Source organism: Methylobacterium sp. Leaf123 (assembly GCF_001423405.1).
In the GTDB taxonomy this organism is placed as follows: Bacteria; Pseudomonadota; Alphaproteobacteria; order Rhizobiales; family Beijerinckiaceae; genus Methylobacterium.
In genome coordinates, this window is sequence record NZ_LMNS01000016.1 from 13,834 (window position 1) to 30,612 (window position 16,779).

The 16,779-nt window shown below is 65.9% G+C and carries 26 protein-coding genes; 12 read left to right on the forward strand and 14 right to left on the reverse strand.

Translation table 11 applies throughout. The annotated features are described in order from the left end of the window. The first annotated feature begins 80 nt into the window (after nt 1-80). The 12 genes from rpsE (at nt 81) to ASF53_RS13200 (ending at nt 8,959) form a co-directional block, all read left to right on the forward strand. Entirely contained in the window at nt 81-659 is a 579-nt protein-coding gene (gene rpsE, locus ASF53_RS13145; RefSeq protein WP_012253652.1) for a 30S ribosomal protein S5, read from the forward strand. Between the two features lie 12 nt (nt 660-671). Continuing rightward, the gene (gene rpmD / locus ASF53_RS13150; protein WP_012253651.1) at nt 672-866 is read left to right on the forward strand and encodes a 50S ribosomal protein L30; all 195 of its coding nucleotides are present in this window, start codon (nt 672-674) and stop codon (nt 864-866) included. Between the two features lie 13 nt (nt 867-879). Beyond that, nucleotides 880-1,389, forward strand: coding sequence for a 50S ribosomal protein L15 (gene rplO / locus ASF53_RS13155; RefSeq protein ID WP_056198870.1), 510 nt, complete (start codon nt 880-882; stop codon nt 1,387-1,389). Between the two features lie 114 nt (nt 1,390-1,503). Next, entirely contained in the window at nt 1,504-2,847 is a 1,344-nt protein-coding gene (gene secY, locus ASF53_RS13160; RefSeq protein WP_056198873.1) for a preprotein translocase subunit SecY, read from the forward strand. Nucleotides 2,848-2,990: 143 nt separating this feature from the next. After that, nucleotides 2,991-3,593 carry an adenylate kinase gene (locus ASF53_RS13165; protein WP_056198876.1) on the forward strand — a complete coding sequence of 201 codons (603 nt, stop codon included), beginning with the start codon at nt 2,991-2,993 and terminating at the stop codon, nt 3,591-3,593. Nucleotides 3,594-3,896: 303 nt separating this feature from the next. After that, complete coding sequence (gene rpsM, locus ASF53_RS13170; protein WP_003597120.1) at nt 3,897-4,265, forward strand: 30S ribosomal protein S13; 369 nt, start codon at nt 3,897-3,899, stop codon at nt 4,263-4,265. 170 nt (nt 4,266-4,435) lie between these two features. After that, nucleotides 4,436-4,825 (forward strand): 30S ribosomal protein S11, encoded by a 390-nt coding sequence (rpsK, locus tag ASF53_RS13175; RefSeq protein WP_003597118.1) that lies wholly within the window; start codon nt 4,436-4,438, stop codon nt 4,823-4,825. Nucleotides 4,826-4,860: 35 nt separating this feature from the next. Continuing rightward, entirely contained in the window at nt 4,861-5,742 is an 882-nt protein-coding gene (locus ASF53_RS13180; RefSeq protein WP_056198880.1) for an MBL fold metallo-hydrolase, read from the forward strand. A 98-nt stretch (nt 5,743-5,840) separates the two neighbouring features. Continuing rightward, nucleotides 5,841-6,860 carry a DNA-directed RNA polymerase subunit alpha gene (locus ASF53_RS13185; protein WP_056198883.1) on the forward strand — a complete coding sequence of 340 codons (1,020 nt, stop codon included), beginning with the start codon at nt 5,841-5,843 and terminating at the stop codon, nt 6,858-6,860. 227 nt (nt 6,861-7,087) lie between these two features. Next, nucleotides 7,088-7,504: a 50S ribosomal protein L17 gene (gene rplQ / locus ASF53_RS13190; protein WP_056198885.1), complete on the forward strand. Its 417-nt coding sequence runs from the start codon at nt 7,088-7,090 to the stop codon at nt 7,502-7,504. 288 nt (nt 7,505-7,792) lie between these two features. Then, nucleotides 7,793-8,257, forward strand: coding sequence for a MarR family winged helix-turn-helix transcriptional regulator (locus ASF53_RS13195; protein ID WP_056198889.1), 465 nt, complete (start codon nt 7,793-7,795; stop codon nt 8,255-8,257). A 243-nt stretch (nt 8,258-8,500) separates the two neighbouring features. Beyond that, a complete protein-coding gene (locus tag ASF53_RS13200) occupies nt 8,501-8,959 on the forward strand; it encodes an NUDIX hydrolase (protein ID WP_056198891.1) in 459 nt (152 codons plus the stop codon). A 268-nt stretch (nt 8,960-9,227) separates the two neighbouring features. Here ASF53_RS13200 and ASF53_RS26720 read toward each other — a convergent pair whose 3' ends face one another. The 14 genes from ASF53_RS26720 to ASF53_RS24990 all read right to left on the reverse strand — a co-directional run. Continuing rightward, the gene (locus ASF53_RS26720) at nt 9,228-10,067 is read right to left on the reverse strand and encodes an AAA family ATPase (RefSeq protein WP_286134410.1); all 840 of its coding nucleotides are present in this window, start codon (nt 10,065-10,067) and stop codon (nt 9,228-9,230) included. A 291-nt stretch (nt 10,068-10,358) separates the two neighbouring features. Then, complete coding sequence (locus ASF53_RS26725; RefSeq protein ID WP_286134411.1) at nt 10,359-10,616, reverse strand: hypothetical protein; 258 nt, start codon at nt 10,614-10,616, stop codon at nt 10,359-10,361. Between the two features lie 672 nt (nt 10,617-11,288). Next, entirely contained in the window at nt 11,289-11,555 is a 267-nt protein-coding gene (rpsQ, locus tag ASF53_RS13210) for a 30S ribosomal protein S17 (protein ID WP_056198894.1), read from the reverse strand. 11 nt (nt 11,556-11,566) lie between these two features. After that, nucleotides 11,567-11,782 carry a 50S ribosomal protein L29 gene (rpmC, locus tag ASF53_RS13215; protein WP_003597107.1) on the reverse strand — a complete coding sequence of 72 codons (216 nt, stop codon included), beginning with the start codon at nt 11,780-11,782 and terminating at the stop codon, nt 11,567-11,569. Between the two features lie 12 nt (nt 11,783-11,794). Next, on the reverse strand, nt 11,795-12,208 hold the full coding sequence (gene rplP, locus ASF53_RS13220; RefSeq protein ID WP_056198896.1) for a 50S ribosomal protein L16: 414 nt from the start codon (nt 12,206-12,208) through the stop codon (nt 11,795-11,797). Between the two features lie 33 nt (nt 12,209-12,241). Continuing rightward, the gene (gene rpsC / locus ASF53_RS13225; protein WP_003597102.1) at nt 12,242-12,988 is read right to left on the reverse strand and encodes a 30S ribosomal protein S3; all 747 of its coding nucleotides are present in this window, start codon (nt 12,986-12,988) and stop codon (nt 12,242-12,244) included. 11 nt (nt 12,989-12,999) lie between these two features. After that, on the reverse strand, nt 13,000-13,383 hold the full coding sequence (gene rplV / locus ASF53_RS13230; RefSeq protein ID WP_003597100.1) for a 50S ribosomal protein L22: 384 nt from the start codon (nt 13,381-13,383) through the stop codon (nt 13,000-13,002). Between the two features lies 1 nt (nt 13,384). Continuing rightward, nucleotides 13,385-13,663, reverse strand: a complete 279-nt coding sequence (gene rpsS, locus ASF53_RS13235) for a 30S ribosomal protein S19 (RefSeq protein ID WP_003597098.1) — start codon at nt 13,661-13,663, stop codon at nt 13,385-13,387. 5 nt (nt 13,664-13,668) lie between these two features. Next, nucleotides 13,669-14,505 carry a 50S ribosomal protein L2 gene (gene rplB, locus ASF53_RS13240; RefSeq protein ID WP_056198898.1) on the reverse strand — a complete coding sequence of 279 codons (837 nt, stop codon included), beginning with the start codon at nt 14,503-14,505 and terminating at the stop codon, nt 13,669-13,671. A 25-nt stretch (nt 14,506-14,530) separates the two neighbouring features. Continuing rightward, a complete protein-coding gene (locus tag ASF53_RS13245) occupies nt 14,531-14,827 on the reverse strand; it encodes a 50S ribosomal protein L23 (protein WP_003597094.1) in 297 nt (98 codons plus the stop codon). Continuing rightward, nucleotides 14,824-15,444, reverse strand: coding sequence for a 50S ribosomal protein L4 (gene rplD, locus ASF53_RS13250; protein ID WP_056198901.1), 621 nt, complete (start codon nt 15,442-15,444; stop codon nt 14,824-14,826). The genes ASF53_RS13245 and rplD overlap by 4 nt, the downstream gene beginning before the upstream one ends. Beyond that, the gene (rplC, locus tag ASF53_RS13255) at nt 15,444-16,184 is read right to left on the reverse strand and encodes a 50S ribosomal protein L3 (RefSeq protein ID WP_003597090.1); all 741 of its coding nucleotides are present in this window, start codon (nt 16,182-16,184) and stop codon (nt 15,444-15,446) included. Before rplC ends, rplD begins: the two co-directional genes overlap by 1 nt. Nucleotides 16,185-16,234: 50 nt before the next feature. Beyond that, on the reverse strand, nt 16,235-16,543 hold the full coding sequence (gene rpsJ, locus ASF53_RS13260; RefSeq protein WP_003597088.1) for a 30S ribosomal protein S10: 309 nt from the start codon (nt 16,541-16,543) through the stop codon (nt 16,235-16,237). A gap of 79 nt (nt 16,544-16,622) precedes the next feature. After that, nucleotides 16,623-16,779, reverse strand: a 157-nt coding sequence (locus tag ASF53_RS24990) for an EF-Tu C-terminal domain-related protein (protein WP_082482702.1), incomplete at its 5' end; no start/stop codon positions are given.

Consider the following 16,779-nt stretch of genomic DNA (forward strand, 5'->3'; position numbering starts at 1 on the left):
TCCCTCCCCCTCGTGGGGAGGGGACCCATCGAGCGAGCGGGTCGTTCCGATCCGCGTCAGTGAGATAACAGGAATCAGATATGGCACGTGAACGCGAGGGTCGTCGCCGCGACGACCGCGAGGAGCGCGACAGCGAGTTCGTGGACAAGCTCGTCCACATCAACCGCGTCGCCAAGGTGGTGAAAGGTGGCCGTCGCTTCGGCTTCGCGGCACTCGTCGTCGTCGGCGACCAGAAGGGCCGCGTCGGCTTCGGCCACGGCAAGGCCCGTGAGGTGCCGGAGGCGATTCGCAAGGCAACCGAGGCCGCCAAGCGCGGTCTGATCCGGGTGTCGCTGCGCGAGGGCCGCACTCTGCACCACGACGTCAACGGTCGCCACGGCGCCGGCAAGGTGATTCTCCGCGCTGCTCCGCAGGGCACGGGCATCATCGCCGGCGGTCCGATGCGCGCCGTCTTCGAGACGCTCGGCATGCAGGACGTCGTCGCCAAGTCGCTCGGCTCGTCCAACCCCTACAACCTCGTGCGCGCCACCTTCGACGCGCTCAAGAACGAGGACAGCCCGCGCTCGGTCGCGGCCCGTCGCGGTCTCAAGGTGTCGGCCCTCCAGGCCCGTCGCCGTGACGCCGACCCGGCCGACACCTCCGAAGCGGCCGTCGCGTAAGGGGAGGGCAGCATGGCAACCAAGACTGTCCGCATCGAGCAGATCGGCTCGCCGATCCGCCGCGAAGCCTCCCAGCGTGCGACGCTGGTCGGCCTCAAGCTGAACAAGCTGCACCGCGTTTCCGAACTCGAGGACACTCCCTCGGTGCGCGGAATGATCCGCAAGGTCGCGCATCTCGTGCGCGTCCTCGACGACGCCGCGGCGTGAGGAGGGCTCCACCATGAAGCTCAACGAAATCCGCGACAACGAAGGGGCCACCAAGGCCCGCATGCGCGTCGGCCGGGGCATCGGCTCCGGCAAGGGCAAGACCGGCGGCCGCGGCGTGAAGGGTCAGAAGGCCCGGAGCGGCGTGTCCATCAAGGGCTTCGAGGGCGGCCAGATGCCGCTGCATCGTCGCCTGCCCAAGCGCGGCTTCAACAACATCCACGCCCACGACCTGAACGAGGTGAACCTCGGCCGGGTGCAGCAGGCGGTGGATGCCGGCAAGCTCGACGCGAACGCCGCCATCACGGTCGATGCGCTGGTCAAGGCCGGCATCATCGCCCGTGCCCGTGACGGCGTGAAGCTGCTCGGTGTCGGCGAGCTGACCTCGAAGCTCAGCTTCGAAGTGACCCGCGCCTCCAAGTCGGCCATCGAGGCCGTCGAGAAGGCGGGCGGTTCGGTGACCACGACCTTCGCTGCCGGCGTCGCCCATCGCGGCGCGGCGGAAGGCGCGGTTGCGTCGGCCTGACGCCACGATTAAGTCGAACGCCGAAGCGGCGGCCCGTGCTCGCACGCGGCCGCCGCTTTCGCTTTCAGGGACCGTTCGAGACGCGTCCCGACGGCAATTCCTGGGATACGAGACATGGCCTCAGCCGCCGAACAGCTTGCCGCGAACCTGAATTTCGGCGCCATCGCCAAGGCCGACGAGCTTAAGAAGCGCATCTGGTTCACCCTGGGCGCGCTCATCGTGTTCCGGCTCGGCACCTACATCCCGATTCCGGGCATCGATCCGGAGCAGTTCGCGCGGAACTTCCAGAACCAGGCCGGCGGCGTGCTCGGCATGTTCAACATGTTCTCCGGCGGTGCCGTCGAGCGCATGGCGGTCTTCGCGCTCAACATCATGCCCTACATCTCGGCCTCGATCATCGTTCAGCTTCTCACCTCGGTCGTGCCGACCCTGGAGGCGCTGAAGAAGGAGGGCGAGTCGGGCCGCAAGGTCATCAACCAGTACACCCGCTACCTCACAGTGGTGCTGGCGCTGGTTCAATCCTGGGGCATCGCCTTCGGCCTTCAGGGCTCGAACGCGGTCATCACGCCCGGCCCGTTCTTCATCCTCTCCACGGTCGTGACGCTGACCGGCGGCACGCTGTTCCTGATGTGGATCGGCGAGCAGATCACCTCGCGCGGCATCGGCAACGGCTCCTCGCTCATCATCTTCGCGGGAATCGTCGCCCACCTGCCGGCCTCGATCTTCGGTGCCCTCGAACTCACCCGCACCGGCGCGCTCTCGCCCGCCATCCTGCTCGGCGCCGGCCTCGCGGCGGTCGCACTGATCTACTTCATCGTGTTCATGGAGCGCGCCCAGCGCCGGCTCCTGATCAACTACCCCAAGCGCCAGGTCGGCAACCGCATGTACGAGGGTCAGTCCTCGTTCCTGCCGCTCAAGCTCAACACCTCAGGCGTGATCCCGCCGATCTTCGCCTCGTCGCTTCTGCTGCTGCCGACGACGGTGGCGAGCTTCTCGGCCAACCAGGGCTCGACCGGCATCCTCGGTACGCTGACGGCCTATCTCGGCCACGGACGGCCGCTCTACATGGTCGCCTATGCCGGCCTGATCATCTTCTTCACGTTCTTCTACACGGCGATCGTCTTCAATCCGCAGGAGACCGCCGACAACCTGAAGAAGCAGGGCGGCTTCATCCCCGGCATCCGTCCGGGCGAGCGGACCGCGGCCTTCATCGACAAGGTGCTGACGCGCATCACGGTGATCGGCGCGGCCTACCTCACCTTCGTCTGCCTCGTGCCCGAGATCGTCGCCTCCTACACCTCGGCGGCCCTGGGCTTCGGCGGCACCTCGCTGCTGATCGTGGTCTCGGTCACCATGGACACGGTGGCGCAGATCCACGGGCACCTGATGGCGCACCAGTACGAGGGCCTCGTGAAGAAGGCGAAGCTGCGCGGCGCCTCGACGACGCGTCGCCGCTGAGGCGCCCTTCGACAAAGGTTTGGTGGACGGGCCGTCCGGAATTGCGCATCACAGCGGTGTGACGACGGCACGGCCTCAGGAAGGTGGGCGCGCCGCCTATGAAGAACGAGCCCGGCGCCGGGCCTTGAGGACGGGGAGAGGCTATGCGGATCATTCTGCTCGGACCGCCGGGTGCGGGGAAGGGTACCCAGTCCGAGCGTATCGTGGAGCGCTACCGCGTTCCGCAGCTCTCGACCGGTGACATGCTGCGCGCCGCGGTCGCCGCGGAGACGCCGGTGGGACTGGAAGCGAAGGCGATCATGGAGAGCGGCGGCCTCGTGTCCGACGCGATCGTGGTCGGCATCGTCGCCGACCGCATCGAGGAAGCCGACGCCAAGAACGGCTTCATTCTCGACGGCTTCCCCCGCACGGTCGAGCAGGCCAAGGCCCTCGACGCGATGCTGGCGGAAAAGGGCATCGCCCTCGACGCCGTGGTCGAATTCGTCGTCGATGAGGCCGCCCTCGTCGGCCGCATCGCCAAGCGCGCCGAGGAGACCGCCGCCCGCGGCCAGCCGGTGCGCAAGGACGACACGCCGGAGGTCTTCAAGACCCGGCTCGACGCCTACCGGAAGCAGACCGCGCCCCTCTCCGACTACTACGCCGGCACCCGGCTGCTGCGGAAGATCGACGGCATGAAGCCGATCGACGAAGTGACCGGGGACGTGACCACCCTTCTCGACAGCTTCCGCGAGACGGCCTCCTCCTGAGGCCTCACCGCTGCACGGATCCTGAAGCCCGCCTCCGTTCCGACGGGGCGGGCTTTTTCATGCGGCGTCTAAGGTTCACCGGACCGCGGAGCGCATTCTCGTTTTCAAAGCGTTGACAAGTCGTCCGGCCCGCGCTAGGCGGACCCCCTTCGTCCAAGCGGGATGTGGTTCGAGGCGCCTCATGGAGTGCGCTTTCGGGCCGATTTGTCGTTTTGGGCGGCGCGCAGGGGCCGGCCTCCACCGGACGCGCGCTTTCATCCGCCGAGGCGTGGCCTTTCGGGCCCGCCACATGGAGAGAACATCTTGGCTCGTATCGCCGGCGTTAACATCCCGACCGCCAAGCGCGTCGTCATCGCGCTCCAGTACATCCACGGCATCGGCCCAAAGAAGGCCGAAGAGATCACCGAGAAGGTCGGCATCCCGGCCGAGCGCCGCGTGAACCAGCTCACCGACGCCGAGGTGCTTCAGATCCGCGAAGCCATCGACCGCGACTACATCGTCGAGGGCGATCTGCGCCGCGAAGTCTCGATGAACATCAAGCGCCTGATGGATCTCGGCTGCTACCGCGGCCTGCGTCACCGCAAGCAGCTCCCGGTTCGCGGCCAGCGCACCCACACCAACGCCCGCACCCGCAAGGGCAAGGCGAAGCCGATCGCCGGCAAGAAGAAGTAATTTTTTGGCATTGGAAGGCCGTGCTTCGCTCGGCCTTCTTTGCGTCGCGCCGGGTGTCCCTCGGCGCCGACGGATGAGCGGGACGGATCTGCACAGCAGCCGCGCCCGAGTGACACAAGAATCCCGAGCGCCTGGAAGTACGGGCGTGATTGAAGGACGAGAGCGAAAAGATGGCTAAGGAACCGACCCGCGTACGCCGCCGCGAACGCAAGAACATCGTGTCCGGCGTGGCGCACGTCGCCGCCTCGTTCAACAACACGATGATCACGATCACCGACGCGCAGGGCAACACGATCTCGTGGTCGTCGGCTGGCGCGATGGGATTCAAGGGCTCGCGTAAGTCGACCCCGTACGCTGCCCAGGTTGCGGCCGAGGACGCGGCCCGCAAGGCCTCCGAGCATGGCATGCGCACCCTCGAAGTGGAGGTCTCCGGCCCCGGTTCGGGCCGTGAGTCGGCTCTGCGCGCGCTTCAGGCTGCGGGTTTCACCGTAACCTCGATCCGCGACGTCACCTCGATCCCGCATAACGGCTGCCGGCCGCGCAAGCGCCGCCGCGTCTGATCGCGACACCGGAGCATCCCCGAGCGGAGAAGCCCATGGCGGACGGATCGAAGCCCCTACCCGGCGTGCTGCGTTGGAATCTCGGTGACCTCACGGTCACCGCGCTCAACGACGGCTGGTTTCAGGGCTCCCTCGATCTCGTCACGGGCATCCCCCAGGACGAGGCCGGCGCGCTCCAGCGTGCCGGCTTCCGTCCGGAGGCTCCGGTCGTCACGCTCAACGCGTTCCTCGTCACCGGCGCCGGCCGCAAGCCGGTGCTGATCGATTCCGGGTATGGCCATTTCGGCCCCGACACGATGGGCCGGGTGCCCGCCGCCCTCGCGCTCGCCGGCGTCGCGCCGGAGGAGATCGAGACCGTACTCCTGACCCATCTCCATCCCGACCATGCGGGCGGGCTGGTGAAGGCGGATGGCAGCGCGGCCTACCCGAACGCGGAACTCGTCGTCCATGCGACGGAAGCTACGCACTGGCTTCCCGATGCGGCCCTGTCGCGGGCGCCGGACGAGGCGAAGCCGTTCTTCGAGAATGCCCGCAAGGCGGTGGCACCCTACGGTGCCCGGCTGCGCAAGCACGAGGGCGGCGAGCTGGTATCCGGCATCACCGCCGTTCCGCTGCCTGGCCACACGCCCGGTCATTGCGGCATGCGGATCGTATCGGGGGACAAGTCCCTGCTGATGTGGACCGATGTGGTGCATATGCCGGCGATCCAGTTCAAGCAGCCGGAGGCGGGCGTCACCTTCGATGTGGACGGGGATCAGGCGCGGGCGACCCGAAAGCGCGTGCTCGACGAGGTGGCGACCGAGAGGACCCTCATCGCCGGCTCGCATCTCGAGTTTCCGGCGCTGGGATACGTAACCCGCGACGGCGCGGGCTACAGCTTCATTCCCGCTCTCTGGGTGGCGGGCGAGACGCCTTAAGTTTTTTGGGACCGGTCCAGATGCTCGCAGAGCAGTCCAGGGCCGGCCGTAGCGCTTTCCGGGACGCCGGCGGCGCGGGTTTGGCAAGAGGTAGGACCGTGGTCATTCAGAAGAACTGGCAAGAGCTCATCAAGCCGAACAAGCTGCAGGTGACGGCCGGCGACGATCCCAAGCGGGTCGCCACCGTCGTGGCCGAGCCGCTCGAGCGCGGCTTCGGCACGACGCTCGGCAACAGCCTGCGCCGCGTGCTGCTCTCCTCGCTTCAGGGCGCCGCCGTGACCTCGGTCCAGATCGACGGCGTGCTGCACGAGTTCTCGTCGATCCCCGGCGTGCGTGAGGACGTGACCGACATCGTCCTCAACATCAAGACCATCGCCATCCGCTCGCAGACGGACCAGCCCAAGCGCATGACCCTGCGCAAGACGGGCCCCGGCCTCGTCACCGCGGGTGATATCGGCGCCGTCGGCGACATCCAGATCCTGAACCCCGACCTCGTGATCTGCACCCTGGACGACGGGGCCGAGATCCGCATGGAGTTCACCGTCGCCACCGGTAAGGGCTATGTCCCGGCCGAGCACAACCGCCCCGAGGACGCGCCGATCGGCCTGATCCCGGTCGATGCGCTCTACTCGCCGGTGACCAAGGTCAGCTACCGCGTCGAGACCACCCGCGAGGGCCAGGATCTCGACAAGGACAAGCTGACCATGACGCTCGAGACCAACGGCGCCGTGTCGCCGGAGGATGCGCTGGCCTATGCTGCCCGCATCATCCAGGACCAGCTTCAGGTCTTCGTGAACTTCGAGGAGCCCCGCAAGGAAGAGGCCGCGCCGCTCGCGCCGCAGCTCCCCTTCAACCCGGCTCTGCTCAAGAAGGTCGACGAGCTCGAACTGTCGGTCCGTTCGGCGAACTGCCTGAAGAACGACAACATCGTCTATATCGGCGACCTCATCCAGAAGTCGGAGGGCGAGATGCTGCGCACCCCGAACTTCGGCCGCAAGTCGCTCAACGAGATCAAGGAAGTGCTCGCCGGCATGGGCCTGCACCTCGGCATGGACGTTCCCGGCTGGCCGCCGGAGAACATCGAGGATCTCGCCAAGCGCTTCGAAGAGCACTACTGAGGCGGGGCCGCCTCGGGCCGAACTGGGCGGCGCTTCACGGCGCCGCTTGTTTGGCCGATCCGAACCGGTCGCACGATGCGTCGGCTCAGCCCCTGCCCCAGCAAAGCCGGGGCGGGCGCTCCCAAAAGAATCCCGCCGCTGGGTTACGCGGATTTCCTGAAAAACAGCCCCTAGGGCACTCGGCCGTACCGTGGCACGGCGGCCGTGACTGAGAAGGACCAGCCACCATGCGTCACGCCTATCGCGGTCGCCGCTTCAATCGCACCACCGAGCATCGTAAGGCGATGTTCGCCAACATGTCCGCCGCGCTGATCAAGCACGAGCAGATCGTCACCACCCTGCCGAAGGCCAAGGATCTGCGTCCGGTCATCGAGAAGCTCATCTCGCTGGGCCGTACCGACAGCATCCACGCCCGCCGCCTCGCCATGGCCCAGATCCGCGACGCGGACATGGTCAAGAAGCTCTTCTCGGTGCTCGGCCCGCGCTACCAGGGGCGTCCGGGTGGCTATTGCCGCATCATGAAGGCGGGCTTCCGCTACGGCGACAACGCTCCGATGGCTGTCATCGAGTTCGTGGATCGCGACGTCGATGCCCGCGGCAAGGATTCCGGCCCGACCTCGGTCGAGACCGCCGACGCCGCCTGAGATCGGCTCCCGCGCAGCGCGCGAGACCGCGTGACACCATGATCTTTGCGAAAGGCGGCCCAACGGCCGCCTTTTTGCGTGTTCGCTCAGGAGCGGTAAGAACGGGTATCCGAACCGGCGGTGGAGAAAGCGCCGCGCGGTCGGCACTGGGACAATTGTGCATATGCCTTGCCGTGTCGCATCCGCTATCGTCGGGGCGCACGGCAGGGTCGAGGATCACCGGCAGGCCGGCGCCCCCTCCCCGGGGCGGCAGGCCGGAAGGCGTTGTCGAACGGCAGGATGTGAACCGTGAATGCTCCCAATGAGAGCGCAGAGGTACTGAGGGATCCGCTGCTGCTGGACAACCAGCTCTGCTACGCGCTCTACGCGGCGGCTCACCGGATGACGAAATCCTATCGCCCGATGCTGGAGCGGATGGGGCTGACATATCCGCAATATCTCGTGCTTCTCGTCCTCTGGGAGAATGACGGCATCACCGTCTCCGAGATCGGCCGGCGCCTTCGTCTCGATTCGGGCACGCTCACGCCGGTGCTCAAGCGGCTGGAGACGAGCGGATTGCTCAATCGCAATCGCCGTCAATCCGATGAGCGAGAAGTCGAGATCGCCCTTACCGATCAGGGTCGGGCGCTGCGCTCGGAGGCGATCGCTGTGCGCCAATCCGTCATGTGTCAGCTCAACATGTCGGAGCCGGAGATCCAGGCGATGCGCGCCGACCTGAACGCGCTCATCGAGAACCTCTCGACGACCGGCTGACCGACTTGGCCCGCCCCGGCGCAAGACCCTTTGCCGGGTAATTTTCGATTGAGTTGCGGCCACCGATTCCGCTAGTGACCCCTGTCGCTCATCGACTGGATGCGACGGCAGCCTCGATCGCAGCGACGTGCCTTCCTGTCATCAATCCTTCAAGGAAGTTTGGCCTTGTCTGCGCCCGTTCGGGGCAGGCCCGGCGACGAACGCTGAGCGCGAACCGCGCCGGCTGCGGGGCGTTTCAGCAGCATGACGGCCGGCCCGATCGACAGCAGCCGCGAAGCGCGGCCCCAGGTCGGCGTGTTGCCGATGCGCCGGACACCGGAAGGTGGCACGGAGATTCTGCTCGTCACTTCGCGCGAAACCCGCCGCTGGATCATCCCGAAGGGCTGGCCGATGAAGGGGCGCAAGCCCTTCGAGGCGGCGGCCCAGGAGGCCTATGAGGAGGCCGGCATCGTCGGCCGCGTCGGCAAGCGGCCCATCGGCTTCTACCTCTACGAAAAGCGCCTCAAGAACCGCGACGCGGTTCTCTGCCAAGTGAAGGTGTTTCCTCTGGAGGTGCGCAAGCAGCTCAAGAAGTTTCCCGAACGCGGTCAGCGCGAAGCCCGCTGGTTCACGCCCTCCGAGGCGGCCGAGATGGTGATCGAGGCCGGTCTCGCCGGTCTCATCCGGGCCGCCGGAAACCGCGATCCGAAACGGAAGAGCTGAGTGGACGACCTGCGCCGGTCATCGCCGCTGCGTTGGAGCGCCTACAGGCGCCTGTAGCCGGCCGGGCGTGTTCGAGGCATCCGACTTGGGCGAACGCCTCTCACGCCTCGTCCAGCCGCCGCGAGAACGGCACGGCCGGTGCCGGCCGCGCCATTCCCATTCTCTCGTCATCGGCTCACGTCAGCAGCGGTTCGGCAGCCGCTGGGTTATCGTCGGTTCTCACGACATCGGTCGGCTCGGTACAGGCCCTCCTCAGCCAAGCGGGCCTCTACAGATCGTCACCACAACCGTCGAAGGGCGGCGCCTGCTTTCCCGCACGCTCGGACGCGCCGGACGCGAGGCCGACGATCCGGCGACCGATGCGGTTACGGCTGCCGACAGCCTCGCCGAGGACCGATTCGACGGTCGCGACCGTGATCCGGTTGCCCGCCCCGGCGGCGATGGTGGCTTGGGCGAGACGACGGACCATCTCCTTGATGAAAGCGGCGCTCGCACCCTCCGATCGACTGACGACGGCATCGATCGCCCCCTCCTCGAAGTCCAGTGCCTCGCCGTAGAGGCTGACAAGCCGGGTGCGGCAGGCCGCATCCGGATTTGCGATCTCGATCGCCTCGTCCACACGTCCGGGCCGTGAGGCCAGGACCTCCTCGATCTCCTCGGGACGGTTGGTGGCGAGGATGAACAGCACATCGGCATCGTCGCGCAGACCGTCCATCTCGTTGAGCAGACGGTTGAGGACCACCTCGGTCTTCGGACTGTTCATGCCCTCACGGGAGCGGCCGACCAAATCGACATCCTCCAGCACGACGATGCTCGGCTGGAGCGTCCGGGCGAGCAACATGTACCGATCGAGGTTGGCGACCTCCTCTGCGGTGATGAGCACTGTCGTACGCGCCGGAAGGTTCGAGGCGACGTAGCGGATCACATGAGTCTTGCCGGTACCGGGCGGCCCGTAGAGCAGAAGGCCTTTCCGCGTCGACTGCCCAAGCCGTTTCAGCGACGCACGGAGCCGATCGAATTCGAAAACGTGCCGGTCAAGCCGCGCCATCGTTGCGGTGTCGAGGATCACCGCCTCCCGCGCGACGACAGGCAACTTGTGAACCTGCATGGCGGCTTTCATGCCGGAATAGTCAGATCCCGATTCGAAGGAGAGAACCTTACCGCGATAGAGCGTCGAGTTTGCACCAGCCGCCTGGACGGCTGCGAGGAAGCGACGTGCAAAGGTCACCGAACTCGGCACCGACAAGGTCGCGATTTCGACCTGCGTAAAGGTGCCCTCAGGGAACTTCTGATACTGCGACAGCAGGACCGCGACGGGACTGTCTTCGATCCGGAAAAACCATAGACCATTGTTAAGGGCCGCGAAGGGCTCCGCCTCGCCGAATTCCAGATCCTGATACTAAAGCGGCGTCACGGAGATCGTATAATCGCCCTGACGAACCAACAGACTGGAGATCGTAAACGGAAACTGATCGTAGATCTGATGCAGGCCCAGGAGAGCCGGGGCGAACGGGCCGATCTCGGCTGTCACTGTCGCCTGAAGGTCGGGGAGCAGATGCGCGCCGAACTGCCGGCGTGAACTCGTGATGCCGTTGATCTGCTCGGCGCCGAAATGGGCAACGAGAGCTTGCCAGGCTTGGTCGAAGTTGCGGGACATTCCTGCGCTCCTTCAGGAGCCGCTGCATCTTCGCAGGGCCCTTCAGTGCGTTTGTCCATCGAGCGGCTGAAAACAGCACGCGAACCAATTACAAACCCGCTGATCTTAAACAATTGGCACTAGAAAATGTCGACCACTTAATGCCGCGAATTATATAACGCAAACGGGCGGCACCTTAAGGTCCCAATAGATCTTTTGATACGCAGGGATGTGACCCCTAACCGTTTAAGCGCTTGTCGGCCGACCTCCCGAGGCTTGCATGAGTCTTTCCAAACATGCCCGCGGTGGGCGCGCTTCAGATCTCGGCCATTCGCACTAACGGCACCACCACGCTCCCACTCGGCCGAGCTTCCGCAGACGGCAATCAGCGACGGTCGGTGGATCACAACGCAAAGAAGTTCGCCGGCGCTGAGAGCACGGCAGCCCCACGGCGCCACCTGCCCATGCCACGCGCGTACGGCGACCTTTGCGACCGGGCCTGCACCGTCAGCGCCTAAGCCTCACCAAGACCGACGAGCCTACCGGACGCGGCAGCCGTTCCAACGGTGCTGTCGTGGCTAAGGAGGCGCTTCGCCAGCGCGCCCGATCGGTGTCCCATTTCCAGCGGGCAAACGAAAACGGGCGCGGAGCTCTCGCTCCACGCCCGCACCGTCATTCTTATGGAAGAGACTGTTAAGCCGCCGTGCCGGCCGCTTCGGCCGCCGCAGCCTGGTCATCGACCAGCTTCCAGGTCTTGGTCTTGGAGTAGGGACGGGACTCCTCGATGAACACCGTCTGGCCGATCTTGGCCGCATTGGCCTCGTCGTGCGCATGGTAGTTCTTGGAACGGCGAACCGTCTTCTTCATCACCGGGTGGGTGAAGCGACGCTCCACCTTCACGACGATGGTCTTATCGGTCTTGTCGCTGACGACGACGCCTTGAAGGACGCGCTTGGGCATGTGGAATCTCCTCAGGCCTTGGCCGCGTCCAGCGTCTTCTGACGCTGCAGCGTGCGGACACGGGCGATGTCGCGGCGGACCTCACGGACCCGGGCGACGTTCTCAAGTTGGCCCGTCGCGCCCTGGAAGCGCAGGTTGAACTGCTCCTTCTTCAGGCTGATGAGCTCGTCGGAAAGCTGATCCGCCGACAGAGCGCGCAGATCAGACAGTCTCTGGTCGGACTTCATGATCTCTTCCTATCAATCAGCGATGCGCTGGATGACGCGGGTGCGCACCGGCAGCTTCGCGGCTCCGAGGCGCAGGGCCTCGCGGGCGATGTCCTCGGCAACGCCATCCACCTCGAACATGATGCGGCCGGGATGGACCCGGGCCGCCCAATATTCCGGCGCACCCTTACCGGAGCCCATGCGGACCTCGGTGGGCTTGGCGGTGACGGGCAGATCCGGGAACACCCGGATCCACACCCGGCCCTGACGCTTCATCTCGCGGGTGATCGCGCGGCGAGCCGCCTCGATCTGCCGCGCGGTGATGCGCTCGGGCTCCAGGCACTTGAGGCCGTATTGGCCGAAGTTCAGCTCGAAGCCGCCCTTGGCCGCGCCACTGATGCGACCCTTGAACTGCTTACGAAATTTGGTCTTCTTGGGTTGCAGCATGGCAGCCTCTCAAGATTTCTGCTTGATCGAGCGTCAGGCGTGCGACGGCTCGCGGCGGCCGCGGCCACCCCGGTCGTCACCGTCACGCTCGCGGCGCCCGCCGGAACGGCCACCCTCTTCCTGGGCCTTCTTGTCCTGCGCCATCGGGTCGTGTTCGAGGATTTCGCCCTTGAACACCCACACCTTGATGCCGCACGTCCCGTAGGTCGTGAAGGCAGTGGCGGTACCGTAATCGACGTCCGCACGAAGCGTATGCAGGGGCACGCGGCCCTCGCGGTACCACTCGGTGCGGGCGATCTCCGCGCCGCCGAGACGGCCGGCGCAGTTGATGCGGATGCCCTCGGCGCCGAGACGCATGGCCGACTGCACGGCGCGCTTCATGGCACGACGGAAGGCGACACGGCGCTCGAGCTGCTGCGCGATCGACTCGGCCACCAGGGTGGCATCGATCTCGGGCTTACGCACCTCGACGATGTTGATGGTCACGTCGGCCTTGGTCATCGTGCCGACGAGCTTGCGCAGCTTCTCGATGTCCGCGCCCTTCTTGCCGATCACCACGCCCGGACGGCCCGAGTGGATGGTGACGCGGCACTTCCGGTGCGGGCGCTCGATGACGATCTTCGAGACGGCGGCCTGCTTGAGCTGCTTCATGAGGGCGGCGCGGATGGCCACGTCCTCATGCATCAGCTTGGCATACTCGCCCTTCTCGGCGAACCAGCGGGAATCCCAGGTCCGGTTGATGCCGAGACGCAGGCCGATCGGATTGATCTTCTGACCCATCGGTAAACTCCTCAGGCCGCTTCAGCGCGCACTTCGCGAACCACGATCGTGAGGTTCGCAAAGGGCTTCAGGATGCGCGCGCCGCGACCGCGGGCACGGGCGTGGAAGCGCTTGAGCACCAGCGCCTTGCCGACGAAGGCCTGGGAGACGACGAGATCGTCCACGTCGAGATCGTGGTTGTTCTCGGCGTTGGCGATCGCGCTCTCCAGGCACTTCTTCACATCGCGGGCGATGCGCTTGCGGGAGAATTCGAGATCGGCAAGGGCCGTATCGACCTTCTTGCCGCGGATCAACGCCGCCACGAGGTTGAGCTTCTGGGGCGACACGCGGAGCATCCGCGCGACGGCCTTCGCCTCGTTCTCGGGGAGCGCGCGGGGGGTGGCAGGCTTGCCCATCTCAGCGCCTCTTAGCCTTCTTGTCGGCCGCGTGACCGGGGAAGGTGCGGGTCGGCGAGAACTCGCCGAACTTGTGACCGACCATCTCCTCGGTGACGTAGACCGGGATATGCTTGTGTCCGTTGTGCACACCGAAGGTGATGCCCACGAACTGCGGGAGAATCGTGGAGCGACGGCTCCAGATCTTGACGACCTCGTTGCGGCTGCCGCCGCGGGCGGCGTCGGCCTTCTTGAGGAGGTAGCCGTCGACGAACGGCCCTTTCCAGAGGGAACGTGCCATGGCTGTTACTTCTTGCGGTTATGGCGGCTGGACAGGATGAAGGTGTCGGTCCGCTTGTTGGACCGGGTCTTCTTCCCCTTGGTGGGCACGCCCCAGGGCGTGACCGGGTTCCGGCCGCCCGAGGTACGACCCTCGCCGCCGCCGTGCGGGTGATCCACCGGGTTCATGGCCACGCCGCGAACGTGCGGACGCTTGCCAAGCCAGCGGTTACGACCGGCCTTGCCCAGCGAGATGTTCATGTGGTCCGGGTTCGACACCGCACCCACGGTCGCGAAGCACTGACCGTGCACGAGGCGCTGCTCGCCCGAGTTCAGGCGCAGCGTCACGTAGCCCTGGTCGCGTCCGACGATCTGAGCGTAGTTGCCGGCGGAGCGGGCGATCGCGCCGCCCTTGCCGATCTTCAGCTCGACGTTGTGGACGATCGTGCCCACCGGCATGGAGCCGATCGGAGCCGCATTGCCCGGCTTCACGTCGACGCTCTCACCGGCGATCACCTTGTCACCCGGCGACAGGCGCTGGGGGGCGAGGATGTAGCTCTGCTTCCCATCGGGGAAGCTGATGAGCGCGATGAACGCCGTCCGGTTCGGATCGTACTCGATCCGCTCCACCGTCGCGGGAACGTTGAGGTTCTCGCGACGCTTGAAATCGACGTTGCGCAGGACCCGCTTATGACCACCGCCGCGGAAGCGGACGGTGATGCGGCCCAGGTTGTTGCGGCCGCCCGAGGAGCTCTTGCCCTCGGTCAGCGCCTTCACCGGCTTGCCCTTGTAGAGCTCACGGCGATCGACGAGCACGAGCTGGCGCAGGCTCGGCGTGACCGGTTTGAATGTCTTCAAGGCCATCGGCTTGATCCTAACGCTTCAAGTCTCAGAGGCCGGTCGTGACGTCGATCGTATCACCCTCGGCGAGGGTCACGATCGCCTTCTTCACGTCCGAACGCTGCCCGCGCTGCCCGCGGAAGAACTTCTTCTTGCCCTTGGTCGTAAGCGTGTTCACGCCCGTGACCTTGACGTCGAACAGACGCTCGACCGCTTCCTTGATCTGCGGCTTGGTGGCCTTCGGGGCAACCCGGAAGACAACCTTGTTCTGCTCAGTGAGGTTCGTCGCCTTCTCCGTGATCACGGGGGAGACGATGATGTCGTAGTGGCGCGGATCGGCACTCATTTGAAACGCTCCTCCAGCGCATCGACGGCGGCGCGCGTCAGCACGAGCGTGTCGCGGCGCAGGATGTCGTAGACGTTGATGCCCTGGACGGGCAGCACATCGATCTTCGGAATGGCGCGGGCGGCGCGGCCGAAGTTCTCGTCCACTTCAGCGCCGCCGATGATCAGCGCGCTCGACAGACCGAGCTTCTCGAAGCGCTCGATCATGGCCTTGGTCTTGTGGTTGTCGACCTTGATATCGTCGACGACGATCAGGGTCGAAGCCTTGGCCTTGGCCGAGAGGGCGTGCTTGAGCGCCAGCGCGCGGACCTTCTTGGGAAGGTCGTGGCTGTGGTCGCGCACCACCGGACCGAAGGCCCGGCCGCCGCCGCGGAACTGCGGAGCGGAGGCAGCGCCGTGACGGGCGTTGCCGGTGCCCTTCTGCTTGTACAGCTTCTTCGAGGTGCGATCGACATCCGAACGGTTCTTGACCGCGTGGGTGCCGGCGCGCCGCTTGGCGAGCTGGTAGCGCACCATCCGCTGCAGGATGTCGGCGCGCGGCTCGAGGCCGTAGATCGCCTCGTTGAGCTCGACCGAGCCGGCGGAGCCGCCGTCGAGCGTGGTGATATCGAGCTTCATCACGCGTTCTCCTCGGACGCCGGAGCCTCGGGGGCCGCCTCGACCTGGGACGCGCCAGCCGATCCGTTCTCACGGAACTTGCCCGGCAGCGGCACGTCGGCCGGCAGCTTGCGCTTGACCGAGTCGCGAACCTGGATCCAGCCGCCAGCGACACCGGGGACGGCGCCTTCGACGAGGATGAGGCCGCGCTCCGGATCGGTGCGGACGACCTTGAGGTTCTGCGTGGTGACACGCTCGACACCCAGGTGACCCGGCATCTTCTTGTTCTTGAAGGTCTTGCCCGGATCCTGACGGCCACCGGTCGAACCGATCGAACGGTGGGAGATCGACACGCCGTGAGTGGCGCGCAGACCGCCGAAGTTCCAGCGCTTCATACCGCCGGCGAACCCCTTACCCGTGCTGGTGCCCGTCACGTCGACGAACTGGCCCGGGATGAAGTGGTCGGCCGTGATCTCGGCACCGACCGGGATCAGCGCGTCCTCGGACACGCGGAACTCGGCGAGCTTCTTCTTGGGCTCGACCTTGGCGACCGCGAAGCGGCCGCGCTCGGCCTGCGACACGTTCTTTACCTTGGCCTTGCCGACGCCGACCTGGAGGGCGACGTAGCCATCCTTCTCGGTCGTGCGGTGTGCCACAACTTGGCACTGATCAATTTGGAGCACAGTGACGGGCACATGCTCGCCAGCGTCTGTAAAGACGCGGGTCATGCCGACCTTCCGTGCGATGACGCCTGAGCGCATAGGTCTCTCCCTCGCGCGATGAAACGGTAAGCTCTAAATCCCACGCGGACTTAGAGCTTGATCTCCACGTCCACGCCAGCGGCGAGGTCGAGCTTCATCAGCGCGTCCACGGTCTGCGGCGTCGGGTCGACGATATCGAGCACCCGCTTGTGCGTGCGCATCTCGAACTGCTCGCGCGACTTCTTATCGATGTGCGGCGAACGGTTCACCGTGAACTTCTCGATATGGGTCGGCAGCGGGATCGGGCCCCGGATCTGCGCGCCGGTCCGGCGCGCGGTCGAGACGATTTCCTTGGTAGACGCATCGAGGATGCGATGATCGAACGCCTTAAGGCGAATGCGGATGTTCTGACCGTTCATGACCTGACCTCGGCGGAAACGTTGAGGAGCGGGCGCGAGGGCCCGCCCCTCTTACGTCCCCTGTCGATGATGCTTGCGGTTAGTCGTTGATGGCGGCGACGACGCCGGCACCGACGGTGCGGCCACCCTCGCGGATGGCGAAGCGCAGCTTCTCTTCCATGGCCACCGGCACGATCAGCACCACGTCCATGGTCACGTTGTCGCCCGGCATCACCATCTCGGTGCCCTCGGGCAGC